Genomic DNA, 15,023 nt, shown 5'->3' on the forward strand with positions numbered 1-15,023 from the left:
TCTATTATTTAAGCATTAAAATAAATAATTAATAAAGCGCATATAAAAATGGTAGATAAGATAAATAAAATACCTTCAGCTTTTAAAGGTTTAGCCCTTGGTACAAGCGGTATATTTAATGCTTGGACTATATTTACAGGAATTAAATATTTGCCTATACATGGGCTTTGATTTCGTCTGTTTTAATATTAACTATTATAACTAAAATATTTTTATCATTTGAAGATTTTCTTATATGTTAATTAAACAAATTATATATTTTGCTTTATTAAATATATGCAAAAAGATAATAATAAAAAGTTATTAATCTATACTATATTTTGCTTTTTTATATAAATAAATACTATTGTAGCTATTGATATCTTTAAATTTAAACTCCCAAATTAAATATTCATTATACCTTTTTTCAAAAAATAAAGTGCGTACATTTTTGCTTGTATATTCAGACCATTGTCTATATGGATAATATAATTGTCTTATAATAGTATCTTTAGTTTGAGAGTTTTTAGCTTCTATTAAGACAATATTATTCCTTCCTTCATAACCTGCATCCACTTCTGTCTGCACACTTTCAACTTCTATTAATGTTTTTTCTACATAAAAAGAAAATTTAGGTGTATATTTCTTTCCTCTTATTGTAAGTACAAGTGTATTGTCTTCAGTAAAAGTTCTTATTATACTTGAAGCATAGGCAAAATCTAGATGCTGCATTTCTGAATTGCCTATTTTAGATGTATCTAAATCAAATTCTAATTTAGATTTATATTTAAAAGTCTTAGAAGTTATATCAGGTATATCAATATATCCTTCTCCTTTTATTATTACATATTTTCCATTTTTTACAGGAAGTAAAAATAATCCTTTTTTGATAAATATATCAGGTCTGCTTTTTCTGTGATCTTGTTTACATAGAATTCTCACTTCTTTTTCTGAAGTTGAATTGAAATGCTTAGTAGCATCTTTTATCATTTTGTTAGTAATATAAAATGGTTCATTATCAAAATTATGCTCATATATATTATATTTATCAAATATAGCTTTCCAAGAATTATTATTCATAAAAACTATTCCTTATTAACACTTTTAAGTCTTTTATTTGTAAGTTCTATATAATTTTTATCTATTTCTATACCTATATAGTTTCTATTTCCTATTATTTTACATGCTACGGCTGTAGTGCCTGAACCATTAAAAGGATCTAAAACCGTATCATTGTCTTTTGTTGATGCTAATATTATTCTAGTTAATAGATTTAACGGCTTTTGAGTAGGGTGTTTGCCATGCATTTTCTCAGTCTTTGATGCAGATGATATTGACCATACACTTCTCATCTGCTTGCCTTTAGATTTTAATTTGTCTTCTTCAAAATCCATATTTTTCATAAGATCATAATTATAGTAATGTTTTGCATTTTTATTTTTTTTAGCCCATAGAATAGTTTCATGGCTATGGGTAAATACTTTGCAGCTTAAATTAGGGGCGGCATTAGGCTTATACCAAACTATATCATTTAATATATAAAATCCTAATTTTTCAAGTATAAATCCGCATTTATATATGCTGTGATTAGTTCCGCTTATCCATATAGTACCATCATCTTTTAAAACCTTTTTACACTTTGATATCCAAGCCTCATAAAAAGCTGCATCTTCTTCAAATCCTAAACTTTTATCCCATTCGCCTTTATTTACGCTAACCATTTTACCTGCATGGCAAGTTATACCGTTATTTGATAGATTATAAGGCGGATCTGCAAATATCATATCTATAGATTTTTCCTCTATAGTGTCTAATATTTCTATGCAATTTCCTTTTATTATATCAAAACCCATATTTAATTAAAACCTTACTTTTACAGAATTGGCATGCGCATCTAAACTTTCATGTTCTGCAAAATTTATTATATAATCTTTTACTTTATATAATGCATCTTTAGTATAATAGGTTATATATGATTTTTTTATAAAGTCGTCAACCGATAGAGGGGAGTTAAATTTAGCCGTTCCGCTTGTGGGTATAACATGATTTGCGCCTGATAAATAATCTCCCAAAGCCTCAGGAGTATAATCTCCTAAAAATATTGATCCTGCATTTTTTATTTTGCTTAATACAGAGAAAGGATCTTTTATGCTTATCTCTAAATGTTCGGGGGCTATTTCATTGCTTATATATACAGCTTCATCTATAGTTTCTGTAATTATTATCCTTCCGTTATTTTCTATAGATTCCATTGCTATATTTTTACGGCTTAATTTTTCTAGCTGTCTGTATAATTCCTCTTTAGTTTTTTCCGCCTTTTCTATGCTTGTTGTTATTAATATACTTGATGCTAATTTATCATGTTCAGCCTGTGCAAGCATATCTGAGGCTATATGTATATGGCTTGCCGTTTCGTCTGCTATTATTAATATTTCGCTTGGCCCTGCCACCATATCAATTGATACCTCGCCGTATACCAGTCTTTTAGCCATAGATACATATATGTTTCCAGGTCCGACTATTTTATATACTTTTGGTACGGACTCTGTTCCGTAGCTTAAGGCAGCTATTGCCTGAGCTCCTCCAGTCTTAAAGATTCTATTTACCCCTGCTATTTTTGCAGCCGCTAATATATTGCTGTTTATTTTGCCTTCTTTGTTTGGAGGAGATACCAGTATTATTTCGCTTACCCCCGCTACTTTTGCAGGTATAACATTCATAAGAACCGTTGAAGGATAAACCGCCGTACCTCCAGGAATATAAACTCCTACTTTTTCTATTGGGTTTATAATCTGACCTATTATAATGCCTTCATCTTCATTTGTTATAAAGCTGTTTCTTAATTGTTTTTTATGGAATTTTTCTATATTTTGATAAGCCGATTTTAATGTTTCTTTAAACTCTTTATCCGATTTATTATATGCCTCTTCTATTTCATTTCCGCTTACTTCTAAATTATCTAGTTGCACATCATCAAACATTTTAGCATATTTTATTAAGGCGGCATCTCCGTTTTTTTTTACATCTTCTAATACTGCTTTTACTTTTTCATTAACATCATTATAGCTGAACTGACTTCTTAAAACACAGTCATCTAATGATTTGCATTCTTTATAATTTATTACTTTTATCATGAAACCTCCTTATATAACTTCTTCTATATTTTTTACTATTGTTTTTATTAAATCATTTTTAAACTTATAGCTCGCTTTATTAACTATAAGTCTTGCACTTATATAATCTATAATATCTTTTATTATTATAAGATTATTTTCTTTTAAAGTGCTGCCAGTTTCAACTATATCAACTATAACATCCGATAAATGCAGTATAGGTGCTAATTCAATAGATCCGTTTAATTTTATTATTTCAGTATCTCTGTTTACAGAGTCAAAATAATTTTTTGATATATTAACATACTTTGTAGCTACTTTTAATCTTCTTTCTATATCTTCTCTATATCCGTTAAATGAAGCCATACAGATTCTGCATTTTCCGAATTTCAAATCAAAAATCTCATAAACATCATGATTATTTTCAATAAGTATGTCTTTTCCTGCAATGCCTATATCAGCAACTCCTTTTTCAACATATATTCCAACATCGGAGGGCTTTACTATCAAATATCTTACATTCTTATTTTTATTTTCAAATACTAATTTTCTGTTATCTTCTAACAGCTCTTTATTTTCATAGCCTATTTTTTCAAACAAAGCATATACTTTATTTACTAATCTTCCTTTGGGTAATGCTATATTAATCATAATTTTTATTCTTTATATGTATTTATAATTTTTTATAAAGATTATAATATAATAGCAGATTTTTTCAATTGCTGCTATGTTTTTATTATTGCTTATAAAAAATGCCTGCATCTGTCAGTAATTTTTATATTTAAATCTTCTAAAATTAAATATTACTATTTTCTTGACTTGCAAACTTCCACAAACATATCAAAAAGATTCTGCATTTTTATATTTCTGGCACTCATTAATTCTGGATGCCACTGTACTCCTAATATAAAAGAATCTTTTTTATTATACTCTATCGCTTCCGCTATACCGTCTTTTGAAGAAGCCGTTACTTTAAAATATTTTGAAAGCTTATCTATAGCCTGATGATGAAAGCTATTAACTTCATAATATTCCCCAAACATATCATAAATAATACTGTCTTTAGCTATTTGTATTTTATGAGTTGCCGTATGATATTCAGCCGTTTGGCTATGAAGTATATTTGTATTTCTCTGAGTCGGTATATCTTGTATTAAAGTGCCGCCGAAATGAACATTGATAACCTGCATACCTCTGCATATTCCGAATATCGGCTTATTCATTTCGGATGCGTATTTCATTAATTTAAAATCATATTCATCTCTTTCTTGAGATATGCTTCCTATTTTTTCTATAGGCTCTTCATCATATCTGAAAGGATGAATATCTGCCCCTCCTGTCATTATGATGCCGTCGGTATTTTCAGCCATTTTTTTTATTATTTTTTCATCTTCCGTAATAGGCATTATAAACGGTATGCCTTTGGCTCTTATAATAGAATTAACATAAGAATTATTAATAAATGCTTTTGGTATGGAATTGTTTTCATATAAAATATTTCCAGACAAACCTATAACAGACATAAAACATATCCTTAAAAATATTTAATTTATATATTATAAGTAAAATAATTTTTTTACAAGTAATATTATTTGTATAATATATTGATATAATTTTTTATAATACTATATTTATACTTAGGGAGCAAGTTTATGAAGGAAGGCAAATTAAGTAAAGAAGAGATTAGAATAGGCAAGTTTATAAGTATGTTATTAAGGCATAAGCCTGAATATATAGGATTAGAATTATCGGAAGACGGCTGGGCTGATGCTGATGAATTAATAAAAAAAATAAAATTATCAGGAAAAAATATAAGTAAGGATATTCTTGAGAGAATAGTTTTATATAATGATAAAAAGAGATTTAAATTTAATGATGATCATACTTTGATAAGGGCAAGTCAGGGGCATAGCATAAATGTGGATTTGGGCTTTGAAGAAAAAAAACCTCCTGAAATATTGTTTCATGGTACTTCAATTGATACTATAGATATTATAAAAAATGAAGGCATAAAAAAGATGAACAGATTATATGTGCATTTATCATTAACTGAGGATACGGCAAAAAAAGTAGGCAGCCGTCATGGAAGTCCTGCATTGATAAAAATTAATTCAAAACAAATGTATGAAGACGGCATTAAATTTTATTTGTCAGAAAATAATGTTTGGCTATGCGGCTATGTGGATTCTAAATACATTCTTAATATAATTAAATAATAATTATTTGTTTATGACAAGTTTATATTATATAAATTATATTATTATAAATAAAAAATTAAGTTATGCATAATTTTTTATTTATATACAGTTTGCAATTCATAACGCAATATAGTTGACATAATCATATATTAATTTATCATTGAATAAATGCATATATTTATATTAAGAGAATAAATTATGAAAAAACAAATATATATAATATTTTTATTTGCCTGTATATTTTTATCATCATGTTTGCATAGCAGTAAAGTAAATAATGAAATAGTAGTATCGGTTGGAGGTATGCCCAGCAGCATGGACCCTGCATTTGCTAAAGGTATTAATACTTCGGTTTACATAACGCATGCTTTTGAAACACTTACGCAAAGATATGAGGACGGAACCATAATTCCAGCACTTGCTGAAAGCTGGGAATCTATGAGCAATAATACCGTTTATTTCTTTCATTTAAGAAAAAATGCAAGATGGTCGGATGGAAATAGCGTTACCGCAAATGATTTTGTTTATACATTAAGAAGATTAACCTGCAACATATCTGCAGTCAATAAAGGACAGGAGTTTTCAAATGATTAAAGCTGCCACAAGCGTTGCTTATAATCAGGCTTCAGGTTATTTAAGACTTTTTCAGATTGACGGTTTAGGTAATGACGGAGGATATGCAAACGAAATATATAATTATTTAGTTGATATTGCTATGACAAATGATAATGAAGAAATAAGAATAAAGGCGGCTTATGATGCCGAGCGTATACTCATACAGGAGGATATGGCTGTTATACCTATATACTATAATAAGGCTTCCGTTATGCAAAGCAAAAAACTTCATGGTGTAAAGTATGATATTTTTTCTATATATGATTTTAGAAACGGCTTATATTGAATAATAAAAAATATACTAAATAATATTAAAATTAATTTATATGCTGTTTCAGAATATATGCCGAAAAGAATAGATATGATGCATGATTTAAATAAAAATAATCTAATAATTAATTTAAAATTTAAATAAATTCATTGACTAAAAATGAAAAATTTGTTAAATTATATATTATGATAGATATTTCATTCAAGAGCAGTCATTTTTTCAAAGATGAATCAGTTATTATATCGTTATATGACAATATATATTATGAGCATCTCCCTTATTTAAAAGAATTATTATCAGAATTTTTAATGAAAAATATCAGCAATATTATATTTGATCTTTCTAACTGCCTTTTTATGGAAAAAGAAATTTGGGAGTATCTTATAGTATTAAAAGATGAGCTTTTAAATAAAAAATGCAATTTAGTTCTTACAGGTATGTACGGTGTTGTAAAAAATGATTATAATATTATGGAATTATCAAATTATCTTGAATCTTTCAATAATATTAATAATGCTTTCTATAATTTCGGTATATTAACTGATATTAAATCAGCTTAATTTTATTTTTATGCTTGAATTTTTCTTTTTATATAGATATAATATATTTTAAGTATGAAAATTATTAAAAATATTATAACCCTTATGCTTTTCTTCTCAGCATTTTTTGTATTATACTTTATGATATATTTATTTAAAGTATTGGATACGAATAATATTTTTCAGCATATAAATTTAAATTTGGTAAAAAGCTTAATGGGACATTATTTATTTGCCATAATTATACTGTCAGCAAACTCGTCTGTAATAATAATAGGCACATTAAATAAATTTTCAGGCAGATTATCAACTATTATATCAATGCTAATATTATCTTTATTGATAAGCTTATATCCCGTTTATACAGTTGTATCTAATAAAAATATAGATTATTTAAGAAATGAGCTTAATGATAAAAGTTCTCTTTTTATAGATGAAAGCGGCAGATATTTTACAAAAATAGATAATTATCTAATAAAAATAGGGTATAAACTGCTTGATAATACATATAAAAATGTTATATTAATAGATCCCGTATATATGGGCAGTATGTATATAGGAGATTATGTATATATTACAGACGAAGAGATTTCACTTCATGAAGTTACCGAAATTAAAGGAATTTCAAGAACAAAAAAAACATCAAGTGTATTTGAAAGAAATTCTATAAATAAATATATGTCAAATTTTACGGAAGATATTGTATTCGGATTTGAGGCTTTTCCTATTATATCTGCATTATTAAAAATACTGACTTTAAGCAATATTTCTCCGTATTATATAATTCTGTTATTTATCAATTTTTTTATGCTGTTTTTTTCTTTTTATATGTTGGGATTGTCTCTTCATTCCAGACAATATATATATCATAATATACTAAATGCCTTTATAATATATGCTGTAATAAAAATAGTATTAGCTATATTTATAACTCAATATAATCTGCTGGAATTGGTAGCCCGTAATATGAATTATTTTACTATAAATTTATATATGTTCATAATATCGGTAATGATTATTATAATATCATTAATTTTGAAAAAAATTTTAAATAATGATAAACATGCAACGAATAATTAAGGAAATGGATAAAGAATATTAAAATGAATCAAATTATTAATGATTTTTGTAAAATATCTTTAAAAAAAGACAGTATAATAACAATAGGAAAATTTGACAGCGTTCATAAAGGTCATCAGAAACTTATTAAATATACAGTCAGCTATGCCCATAAACATAATCTTGTATCTGTAGCAATAGTTATTAAAAAGAAAAATATGTCAATATATAGTACGGAAGAAAATAACGGCTTTATAAAAGCACTTGGTATTAATTATATAATAGTTATTGACTTTTTACCAGAATTTTATACAATGGAAGCTAAAGAGTTCTTTAATAAACTTATAGAATATTATCGTATGAAGCATATTGCCGTTGGAGCAGATTTTGCCTTCGGCAGGGATAGAATGGGAGACAGCGAATTCTTAAAAAAATATTCAAAAGAATGCGGTATTGGAGTTAGTTTTATAAATTTCCTTAAATATAAAAAAAATAAGATATCAAGTTCTAATATTAGGGAATGTCTTTCTAATGGAGATATGATTAGTGTAAATAAAATGCTGGACAGAGAATATTCTATGAGCGGATTAGTAGTTCATGGAAATGCTTTAGGGAGAAAAATAGGGTATCCTACAGCTAATTTAGAAATACCTAAAAATATTTTTATACCTAAAATGGGTGTATATAGATCCACAGTAAAAATAGGTAATGCTGATACCGTATATCAGGCGCTTACTTTTATAGGAATCAGTAATATTAATAAAGAGTTAAGAGTTGAAAGCCATATATTAGATTTTTCAAAAATGATCTATGGTAAAAAAATCACAATTGTATTGTTGAAATATATCAGAGATAATAAAAAAGTTAATTCTATAAATGAAGTTAAGAAATTATTAAAAAATGATGAAAAAAAGATAAGAAATTATTTCAAAAGGAGAACAAAACAATGTCTATCACAGCAGACGAAAAAGTAAAAATAATAAAAGAATTTGGTAAAAACGAAAAAGATACAGGTTCTGCAGAGGTACAGGTAGCGCTTTTAACTAATCGTATAACTTATTTAAAAGGTCATTTCCAAACTCATACTAAAGATAATCATTCTAGAATGGGGCTTCTTAAAATGGTTGCTAAAAGAAGAAAACTTCTTAACTATTTAAGAAAAACGGATATAGAAGTTTATAAAAATCTTATACAGAGATTAAAATTAAGAAAATAATTTTGGAAATTTACATTTTATAAATTCAATACCCTCTCGGTATGTTTTTTATACTATATACTATAAAGGAGCGGAATATGGTAACAGTAAAAAGTATGTTTTGTGGAGAGGAGTTAATTTTAGAAACAGGAATTCTAGCTAAGCAGGCTCATGGTTCTGTAACTTTGAGGCTTGGAAATACAACTATATTGGCAACGGTTGTGGCTGCTAAGGAACCTAATTTAGAATCTGACTTTTTCCCTTTAACGGTTAATTATAATGAAAAATATTATGCAGGCGGTAAAATACCTGGCGGATTTTTCAAAAGAGAAGCTAAGCCCAGAGATAAGGAAATTTTAATATCCCGTATCATAGACAGACCTTTAAGACCTCTTTTTCCTGAAGGTTTCAGAAATGAAGTTCAGATAATACCTACTGTGCTTTCGGTGGACGGAGATATGTCTACAGACGCTTTGGCTTTAATAGCCTCAAGCGCTGCCCTTACTATATCTTGGATACCTTTCGGAGGTCCTGCGGCGGCAGTTAGAATAGGATACAAAAACGGAGAATATTTGATAAATCCTAAAAACAGCGAACTTCATACAAGCGAATTGGATATTATTGTGGCAGGAAGCAAAGATGCTATACTTATGATTGAGGGAGAAGCTAAAGAAGTTTCTGAAGAAATATTTATAGGTGCTATAGAGCTTGCCCATAAAGAGATGCAGAAATATATAGATATGCAAAATGAAATGGCTAGTCTTTGCAGTACTAAAAAAATAGAGCAGGAATTATTTGAATATGATTTAGATTTAATTAAAATGGTCAGAGAATACGGCAGGGATAAAATAGAGGCGGCTAATTATAATCCAGATAAAACTAAAAGAAATGAAAGTATGGATAATGCTTTCAATGAAATAGAAGAATATATAAAAACTAAAACTGAAGATGAAAAATTAATATCTCAGGTAAAAGGCATTTGTCATTCTATAGAAGAGGAAATAGTAAGAGAGGCTATAGTTGAAAAAGGCATGCGTCCCGATGGAAGGGCTTTAGATGAAATTCGTCCTATCAGCACTATGACAAACCTTATTCCTAGAGTACATGGTTCAGGACTTTTCACAAGAGGTCAGACTCAGTGTTTATCTGTAGTTACATTGGGAAGCGAGAAAGATGCGCAGCTAATGGACGATATATATGGAAAAGAGAATAAAACTTTTATGCTTCATTATAATTTTCCTCCATTCTCTGTAGGCGAGGTAGGACGTTACGGAGCACCTGGAAGAAGAGAAATAGGACATGGAAATTTGGCTGAACGCTCTTTTAATGCCGTGCTTCCTTCTAAGGAAAAATTTCCTTATACTATAAGAGTGGTAGCTGAAATATTAGAAAGCAATGGTTCTTCTTCTATGGCTACAATATGCGCTTCCACTATATCCCTGCTTTCTGCGGGTGTTCCTATTAATGCCAGTGTTGCAGGTATTGCTATGGGACTTGCCACTTATAAAGGCGGATATAAAATACTTACAGATATACAGGGAATAGAGGATCATTTGGGAGATATGGATTTTAAAGTGGCAGGTACTCGCAAGGGTATTACAGCTTTTCAGCTTGATATAAAACTTTCTGGAATATCCGCTCAGATACTTAGGGAGGCATTGCAGCAGGCTAAAAAAGCAAGATACTTTATACTTGATAAAATTGATGCCGCTATTTCTAATGTAGCGGAGATTTCGAATTTTGCCCCTAAATATATAACTATGAATGTTAATCCTGAAAAAATAAGAGTATTAATAGGTCCTGGAGGAAAGAATATTAAAGCCATTATAGAGGAAACGGGAAGCGATGTTGAAATACAAGACAGCGGTATAGTCAATATATTCGCTCCAGATACTTCTGCATTAGATAAAACTATAGAACTTATAAATTCTTATGTTAAAGATCCTGAAATAGGAGAGACTTATGATGGTATTGTTAAAGATATAAAAGATTTCGGTGCTTTCATAGAAATATTACCCGGTGTTGAAGGACTTTGCCATATATCTGAACTTGCTTATAAGCATGTTATGAATGTTGAAGAGGTCCTTAAAATAGGAGATGAAGTAAAGGTAAAAATTATAGATATTAAATGCGGTAAATACTCATTGAGCAGAAAGGCTCTTCTTGAGAAGCCAGCCGATTATGTTGAGGAAGAGCATACTAAAAAAGAAAGAAAATATGACAGACGAGACAGAAAAAAGAGATTTTAATGCTTAAGAATGATTAAAAGGCTGTTATTATAAAAAGCAGCCTTTTTTATTTTAAGCATATGCAGATTAATTATAAAAAATAAAGTTATTATAATATTAATAATATATGCAATCTTTATATACCGATGACACATTTTTTTAGTATCTTTATATTTTATATAAAATACTTGTAAATCTTTGTAATAAATAATAGAAATTTATATTTTTTGTAAATTTATTTAAAAATATTGTAAAAAAAATTGACAAATTATTAATAATATATTATAATATTAATATAAGTTAATTAAATTATTAAGGAGATTTATTTATGAAAAAAATAATTTGTTTTATATTTGCTTTATCAGTATTTACAGGCGCTAGTTTATTTGCAGATTGGATGGTTCCTATTAATCAGGTTCCAAGACCTGTTATTAATGCTGTAAAACAATATTTTCCTCAGGCTCAAATTTGGATGGTTGAGATGGACGACGGATTATATAAAGTAAAACTTAATAATGGTTTGGAAGTTGAAGTTACTCCTTACGGACAGATAGTAGATATAGACGATTAATAATTTTAAGTTAAAAATAATAATTTGGTAATAAGACATTAAAAAGCCTATAATTTAATTAATATTAAACTATAGGCTTATCTTTTTTAAGAAAAACTAATAATAACTTAAATTATTTGCTTAATCTGGCTCTTAATTCTTCCAATTGTTTTTCAAGTCTTTCAGGAAGTCTTGAACCGAATTTGGCATAATGAGCTTCAATCTGATTAGCCTGATCTTTCCAAGCCTCAACATCAACTCTCATAAGTTCTTTGAAATCGGCTTCTGGAATATCCAAGCCTTTAAGATCTAAATCGCCTTCTTTAGGCATTTTACCTATAGGTGTATCATCGGCATCAATTTTGCCTTCAACTCTTTCGCACATCCATTTTAATACTCTGGAGTTATCGCCGAATCCAGGCCATAGCCATTTCCCGTCGGCATCTTTTCTAAACCAGTTTACATAGAATATCCTAGGAGCTTTATCTCCTAATTTATCACCCATTTCAAGCCAGTGATTCATATAGTCTCCCATATTGTATCCTGCAAAAGGAAGCATAGCAAACGGGTCAAATCTTAAAGCGCCTACAGCTCCGATATTGGCTGCAGTAGTTTCACTTGCGGCAGTGGAGCCCATAAATACACCATGATCCCAGTTATAAGATTCATGTACTAAAGGCATAACGGAAGCTCTTCTTCCTCCGAAGATAAATATATCTATAGGCACTCCTTTAGGATCCTCCCAGTCAGGACAAATTACAGGACATTGTCTTGCAGGAGCTGTAAATCTGGCATTAGGGTGAGCGCCTTTCTCTCCGCTTTCAGGAGTCCATTCATTTCCTTTCCAATCTATGCCATGTTTAGGAGCTTCTCCCATTCCTTCCCACCATACATCGCCGTCATCTGTTTCCACACAGTTAGTAAATATGGTATTTTCTTTTACAGATTCCATAGCCATAGGATTAGAGTCGTAAGAAGTACCAGGAGCCACACCGAAGAAACCAGCCTCAGGATTAATAGCATAAAGTCTTCCGTCATTAGGATTTATTTTCATCCAAGAAATATCATCTCCTATAGTTTCGCATTTCCAGCCCGGAATAGTAGGCTGCAGCATAGCAAGATTAGTTTTACCGCATGCGCTGGGAAAAGCAGCTGCAATATGGAATCTTTTTCCTTCAGGATTAGTAAGACGAAGTATAAGCATATGCTCAGCCATCCAACCCTCTCTTCTAGCCATAGCAGAAGCAATACGAAGTGCAAAGCATTTTTTGCCAAGCAAAGCGTTTCCGCCGTAACCTGAACCATAAGACCAAATTAAGTTTTCATCAGGAAAATGGGATATGTATTTTTTTTCTATCGGAGCGCAAGGCCATTTTTTATCTTTTTCTCCGTCTGCAAGCGGAGCCCCTACAGAATGCAGGCATGGTATGAACTCTCCGTCAGAGCCTAATACATCTAATACTTTAGTGCCTACTCTTGTCATTATATGCATATTGCATACTACATAAGGACTGTCTGTAATTTCTACGCCTATTTTAGCTATTGGCGAACCTACAGGACCCATTGAGAAAGGAATTACATACATAGTTCTGTTTTTCATACAGCCTTTGTATAATTCTTTCATAGTACCCTTTAATTCGTCGGGAGACATCCAGTGATTGGTAGGACCTGCATCTTCTTTATTAGGATAACTGATAAAAGTTCTATCTTCAACACGTGCCACATCGGAAGGATCGCTTCTGAAAGAGTGGCTATGAGGTCTTTTAGTAAGAGGTTTTGCTAAGCCTAATTCAATAAGACCATTCATACATCTGTCATATTCTTCTTTAGTTCCGTCACATACATATATATCTTTCGGCTGACACATATCTGCTGTTTCTTTAATCCAAGCTTTAAGTTTATCATGTTTTAATTCTTCAACATTCATTAATATTACTCCTTATAAAAATTCACTGCAGATATTATACAATAAAATGCATTTTTAGTAAATAATTTTTATAAATTTATTTTTTATATATAAAGAATAAATCATTACAAATAATTGCATTTATTATATAAGTTAAATAAAAAGTTATGAATATTAATATGCTTGTTATTAATATTTTTTAATATATAATACTGATACGGAATTTAATTTTTAATTTAAGGAAATAATTATGGCTTTATCTATAGGAATAGTAGGACTTCCTAATGTGGGAAAATCAACGCTTTTCAATGCCTTAACCAATGCCCATGCGGAGGCTGCTAATTACCCGTTTTGTACTATAGATAAAAATGAGGCTGTAGCTTTAATAAAAGATGAAAGAGTTGATAAATTAGCGGCGCTTTTTAAATCAAAAAAGAAAGTTTATAATACAACTTCATTTGTGGATATTGCGGGACTTGTAAAAGGAGCTTCAAAAGGTGAGGGACTCGGCAATAAATTTCTTTCTCATATTAGGGAAGTTAATGCTGTTCTGCATGTTGTTCGTATATTTGAAGACGGAAATATTACTCATATAGGGGAAGTTGATCCTTTAAGAGATTTGGATATTATATTAACGGAGCTTATGCTTGCAGATATTGAAACAATAAATACAAGAATGGAAAAACAGAAAAAAGCTGCAAAAGGATCTAAAGTAAAAGCTGCCGAAGAAGAAATAGCTTTGCTTGAAAAAATACTTCCTGAATTAAATAATTTTAAGCCTGTATTCAGTCTTAATTTAACGGATACGGAAAAAGAAATATTAAAGCCTTTATTTTTGCTTACATCAAAAAGCATGATGATAGGAGCTAATTTATCCGAAAACGATCTTGCCTATCCTGAGAAAAATGCAGGCTATGTATCGCTTCAAAATTATGCAGAGGAAAGAAATATTGAATTAATACCTTTCAGCGCCAAAATAGAAGCCGACCTGCAGGATTTAGAAGAAGAAGAGAGATTAAGCTATTTAAAGGATTTGGGAGTTAAAGAATCAGGAGTGGAAAGACTTACCAAAGCAGGACATAGATTACTGAAACTTCTTACTTTTCTAACTTCTGGAGAAGATGAAACAAGGGCTTGGACTGTAAAAGACGGCGCTTATGCTCCGGAAGCTGCGGGAATCATACACAGCGATTTTGAAAGAGGCTTTATCAGCGCTGAAGTTATAAGCTGCGATAAGCTTTTAGAGCTTGGAAGTTTTGTTAAAGCTAAAGAGGCAGGTGCTGTCAGACTTGAAGGAAAGCAGTATTTGATGCGGGAAGGCGATGTTGTAACATTCAGATTTAATGTTTAATATATAAATATGCATAAAA

The 15,023-nt window shown here is 29.8% G+C and carries 16 protein-coding genes and 1 pseudogene; 11 read left to right on the forward strand and 6 right to left on the reverse strand.

The window, feature by feature from the left end:
- Positions 1-48 precede the first annotated feature (48 nt).
- Positions 49-230: pseudogene (locus QZ306_RS06725) on the forward strand (C4-dicarboxylate ABC transporter); the annotation flags it as partial.
- Positions 231-303: 73 nt separating this feature from the next.
- On the opposite strand, the gene QZ306_RS06730 reads toward QZ306_RS06725, so the two are convergent.
- The 5 genes from QZ306_RS06730 to QZ306_RS06750 form a co-directional block, all read right to left on the reverse strand.
- A complete protein-coding gene (locus QZ306_RS06730) occupies positions 304-1,059 on the reverse strand; it encodes a hypothetical protein (RefSeq protein ID WP_295162381.1) in 756 nt (251 codons plus the stop codon).
- A 5-nt stretch (positions 1,060-1,064) separates the two neighbouring features.
- Positions 1,065-1,832: a site-specific DNA-methyltransferase gene (locus tag QZ306_RS06735; RefSeq protein WP_295162383.1), complete on the reverse strand. Its 768-nt coding sequence runs from the start codon at positions 1,830-1,832 to the stop codon at positions 1,065-1,067.
- A 6-nt stretch (positions 1,833-1,838) separates the two neighbouring features.
- Positions 1,839-3,113 carry a histidinol dehydrogenase gene (gene hisD / locus QZ306_RS06740; RefSeq protein WP_295162385.1) on the reverse strand — a complete coding sequence of 425 codons (1,275 nt, stop codon included), beginning with the start codon at positions 3,111-3,113 and terminating at the stop codon, positions 1,839-1,841.
- Between the two features lie 9 nt (positions 3,114-3,122).
- Complete coding sequence (gene hisG / locus QZ306_RS06745; protein WP_295162387.1) at positions 3,123-3,743, reverse strand: ATP phosphoribosyltransferase; 621 nt, start codon at positions 3,741-3,743, stop codon at positions 3,123-3,125.
- 155 nt (positions 3,744-3,898) lie between these two features.
- Positions 3,899-4,615 carry a gamma-glutamyl-gamma-aminobutyrate hydrolase family protein gene (locus QZ306_RS06750; RefSeq protein ID WP_295162389.1) on the reverse strand — a complete coding sequence of 239 codons (717 nt, stop codon included), beginning with the start codon at positions 4,613-4,615 and terminating at the stop codon, positions 3,899-3,901.
- 129 nt (positions 4,616-4,744) lie between these two features.
- Here QZ306_RS06750 and QZ306_RS06755 point away from each other — a divergent pair, with 129 nt between their 5' ends.
- The 9 genes from QZ306_RS06755 (at position 4,745) to QZ306_RS06795 (ending at position 11,768) form a co-directional block, all read left to right on the forward strand.
- Positions 4,745-5,308 (forward strand): RNA 2'-phosphotransferase, encoded by a 564-nt coding sequence (locus QZ306_RS06755; RefSeq protein ID WP_295162390.1) that lies wholly within the window; start codon positions 4,745-4,747, stop codon positions 5,306-5,308.
- Between the two features lie 180 nt (positions 5,309-5,488).
- Entirely contained in the window at positions 5,489-5,884 is a 396-nt protein-coding gene (locus tag QZ306_RS06760) for an ABC transporter substrate-binding protein (RefSeq protein WP_295162392.1), read from the forward strand.
- A complete protein-coding gene (locus tag QZ306_RS06765; RefSeq protein WP_295162394.1) occupies positions 5,877-6,191 on the forward strand; it encodes a hypothetical protein in 315 nt (104 codons plus the stop codon). The genes QZ306_RS06760 and QZ306_RS06765 overlap by 8 nt, the downstream gene beginning before the upstream one ends.
- A gap of 170 nt (positions 6,192-6,361) precedes the next feature.
- Positions 6,362-6,736 (forward strand): STAS domain-containing protein, encoded by a 375-nt coding sequence (locus QZ306_RS06770; protein ID WP_295162396.1) that lies wholly within the window; start codon positions 6,362-6,364, stop codon positions 6,734-6,736.
- A 120-nt stretch (positions 6,737-6,856) separates the two neighbouring features.
- A complete protein-coding gene (locus QZ306_RS06775; RefSeq protein WP_295162398.1) occupies positions 6,857-7,795 on the forward strand; it encodes a hypothetical protein in 939 nt (312 codons plus the stop codon).
- Positions 7,796-7,818: 23 nt separating this feature from the next.
- The gene (locus tag QZ306_RS06780) at positions 7,819-8,748 is read left to right on the forward strand and encodes a bifunctional riboflavin kinase/FAD synthetase (protein ID WP_295162400.1); all 930 of its coding nucleotides are present in this window, start codon (positions 7,819-7,821) and stop codon (positions 8,746-8,748) included.
- Positions 8,721-8,990 (forward strand): 30S ribosomal protein S15, encoded by a 270-nt coding sequence (gene rpsO / locus QZ306_RS06785; protein ID WP_295162402.1) that lies wholly within the window; start codon positions 8,721-8,723, stop codon positions 8,988-8,990. The genes QZ306_RS06780 and rpsO overlap by 28 nt, the downstream gene beginning before the upstream one ends.
- A gap of 77 nt (positions 8,991-9,067) precedes the next feature.
- Positions 9,068-11,218 carry a polyribonucleotide nucleotidyltransferase gene (gene pnp / locus QZ306_RS06790; RefSeq protein WP_295162404.1) on the forward strand — a complete coding sequence of 717 codons (2,151 nt, stop codon included), beginning with the start codon at positions 9,068-9,070 and terminating at the stop codon, positions 11,216-11,218.
- 307 nt (positions 11,219-11,525) lie between these two features.
- The gene (locus QZ306_RS06795; RefSeq protein WP_295162406.1) at positions 11,526-11,768 is read left to right on the forward strand and encodes a PepSY-like domain-containing protein; all 243 of its coding nucleotides are present in this window, start codon (positions 11,526-11,528) and stop codon (positions 11,766-11,768) included.
- A gap of 112 nt (positions 11,769-11,880) precedes the next feature.
- Here the strand turns inward: QZ306_RS06795 and QZ306_RS06800 are convergent, their stop codons facing one another.
- Entirely contained in the window at positions 11,881-13,674 is a 1,794-nt protein-coding gene (locus QZ306_RS06800) for a phosphoenolpyruvate carboxykinase (GTP) (protein ID WP_295162408.1), read from the reverse strand.
- A 229-nt stretch (positions 13,675-13,903) separates the two neighbouring features.
- Between QZ306_RS06800 and ychF the strand changes: the two genes are divergently transcribed.
- Positions 13,904-15,004: a redox-regulated ATPase YchF gene (gene ychF, locus QZ306_RS06805; protein ID WP_295162410.1), complete on the forward strand. Its 1,101-nt coding sequence runs from the start codon at positions 13,904-13,906 to the stop codon at positions 15,002-15,004.
- The last annotated feature ends 19 nt before the right edge of the window (positions 15,005-15,023 follow it).

Origin of the sequence: uncultured Brachyspira sp., assembly GCF_910588665.1 — a bacterium.
GTDB lineage: Bacteria > Spirochaetota > Brachyspiria > Brachyspirales > Brachyspiraceae > Brachyspira.

What these genes read in the sequence shown, in the direction of transcription:
- QZ306_RS06795 (WP_295162406.1), top strand. Translation starts at nt 11,526, where the DNA reads ATGAAAAAAATAATTTGTTTTATATTTGCTTTATCAGTATTTACAGGC.
- QZ306_RS06780 (WP_295162400.1), top strand. Translation starts at nt 7,819, where the DNA reads ATGAATCAAATTATTAATGATTTTTGTAAAATATCTTTAAAAAAAGAC.
- ychF (WP_295162410.1), top strand. Translation starts at nt 13,904, where the DNA reads ATGGCTTTATCTATAGGAATAGTAGGACTTCCTAATGTGGGAAAATCA.
- QZ306_RS06800 (WP_295162408.1), bottom strand. Translation starts at nt 13,674, where the DNA reads ATGAATGTTGAAGAATTAAAACATGATAAACTTAAAGCTTGGATTAAA.
- hisG (WP_295162387.1), bottom strand. Translation starts at nt 3,743, where the DNA reads ATGATTAATATAGCATTACCCAAAGGAAGATTAGTAAATAAAGTATAT.
- QZ306_RS06760 (WP_295162392.1), top strand. Translation starts at nt 5,489, where the DNA reads ATGAAAAAACAAATATATATAATATTTTTATTTGCCTGTATATTTTTA.
- hisD (WP_295162385.1), bottom strand. Translation starts at nt 3,113, where the DNA reads ATGATAAAAGTAATAAATTATAAAGAATGCAAATCATTAGATGACTGT.
- QZ306_RS06750 (WP_295162389.1), bottom strand. Translation starts at nt 4,615, where the DNA reads ATGTCTGTTATAGGTTTGTCTGGAAATATTTTATATGAAAACAATTCC.
- QZ306_RS06755 (WP_295162390.1), top strand. Translation starts at nt 4,745, where the DNA reads ATGAAGGAAGGCAAATTAAGTAAAGAAGAGATTAGAATAGGCAAGTTT.
- QZ306_RS06735 (WP_295162383.1), bottom strand. Translation starts at nt 1,832, where the DNA reads ATGGGTTTTGATATAATAAAAGGAAATTGCATAGAAATATTAGACACT.
- pnp (WP_295162404.1), top strand. Translation starts at nt 9,068, where the DNA reads ATGGTAACAGTAAAAAGTATGTTTTGTGGAGAGGAGTTAATTTTAGAA.
- rpsO (WP_295162402.1), top strand. Translation starts at nt 8,721, where the DNA reads ATGTCTATCACAGCAGACGAAAAAGTAAAAATAATAAAAGAATTTGGT.
- QZ306_RS06775 (WP_295162398.1), top strand. Translation starts at nt 6,857, where the DNA reads ATGATATATTTATTTAAAGTATTGGATACGAATAATATTTTTCAGCAT.
- QZ306_RS06765 (WP_295162394.1), top strand. Translation starts at nt 5,877, where the DNA reads ATGATTAAAGCTGCCACAAGCGTTGCTTATAATCAGGCTTCAGGTTAT.
- QZ306_RS06730 (WP_295162381.1), bottom strand. Translation starts at nt 1,059, where the DNA reads ATGAATAATAATTCTTGGAAAGCTATATTTGATAAATATAATATATAT.
- QZ306_RS06770 (WP_295162396.1), top strand. Translation starts at nt 6,362, where the DNA reads ATGATAGATATTTCATTCAAGAGCAGTCATTTTTTCAAAGATGAATCA.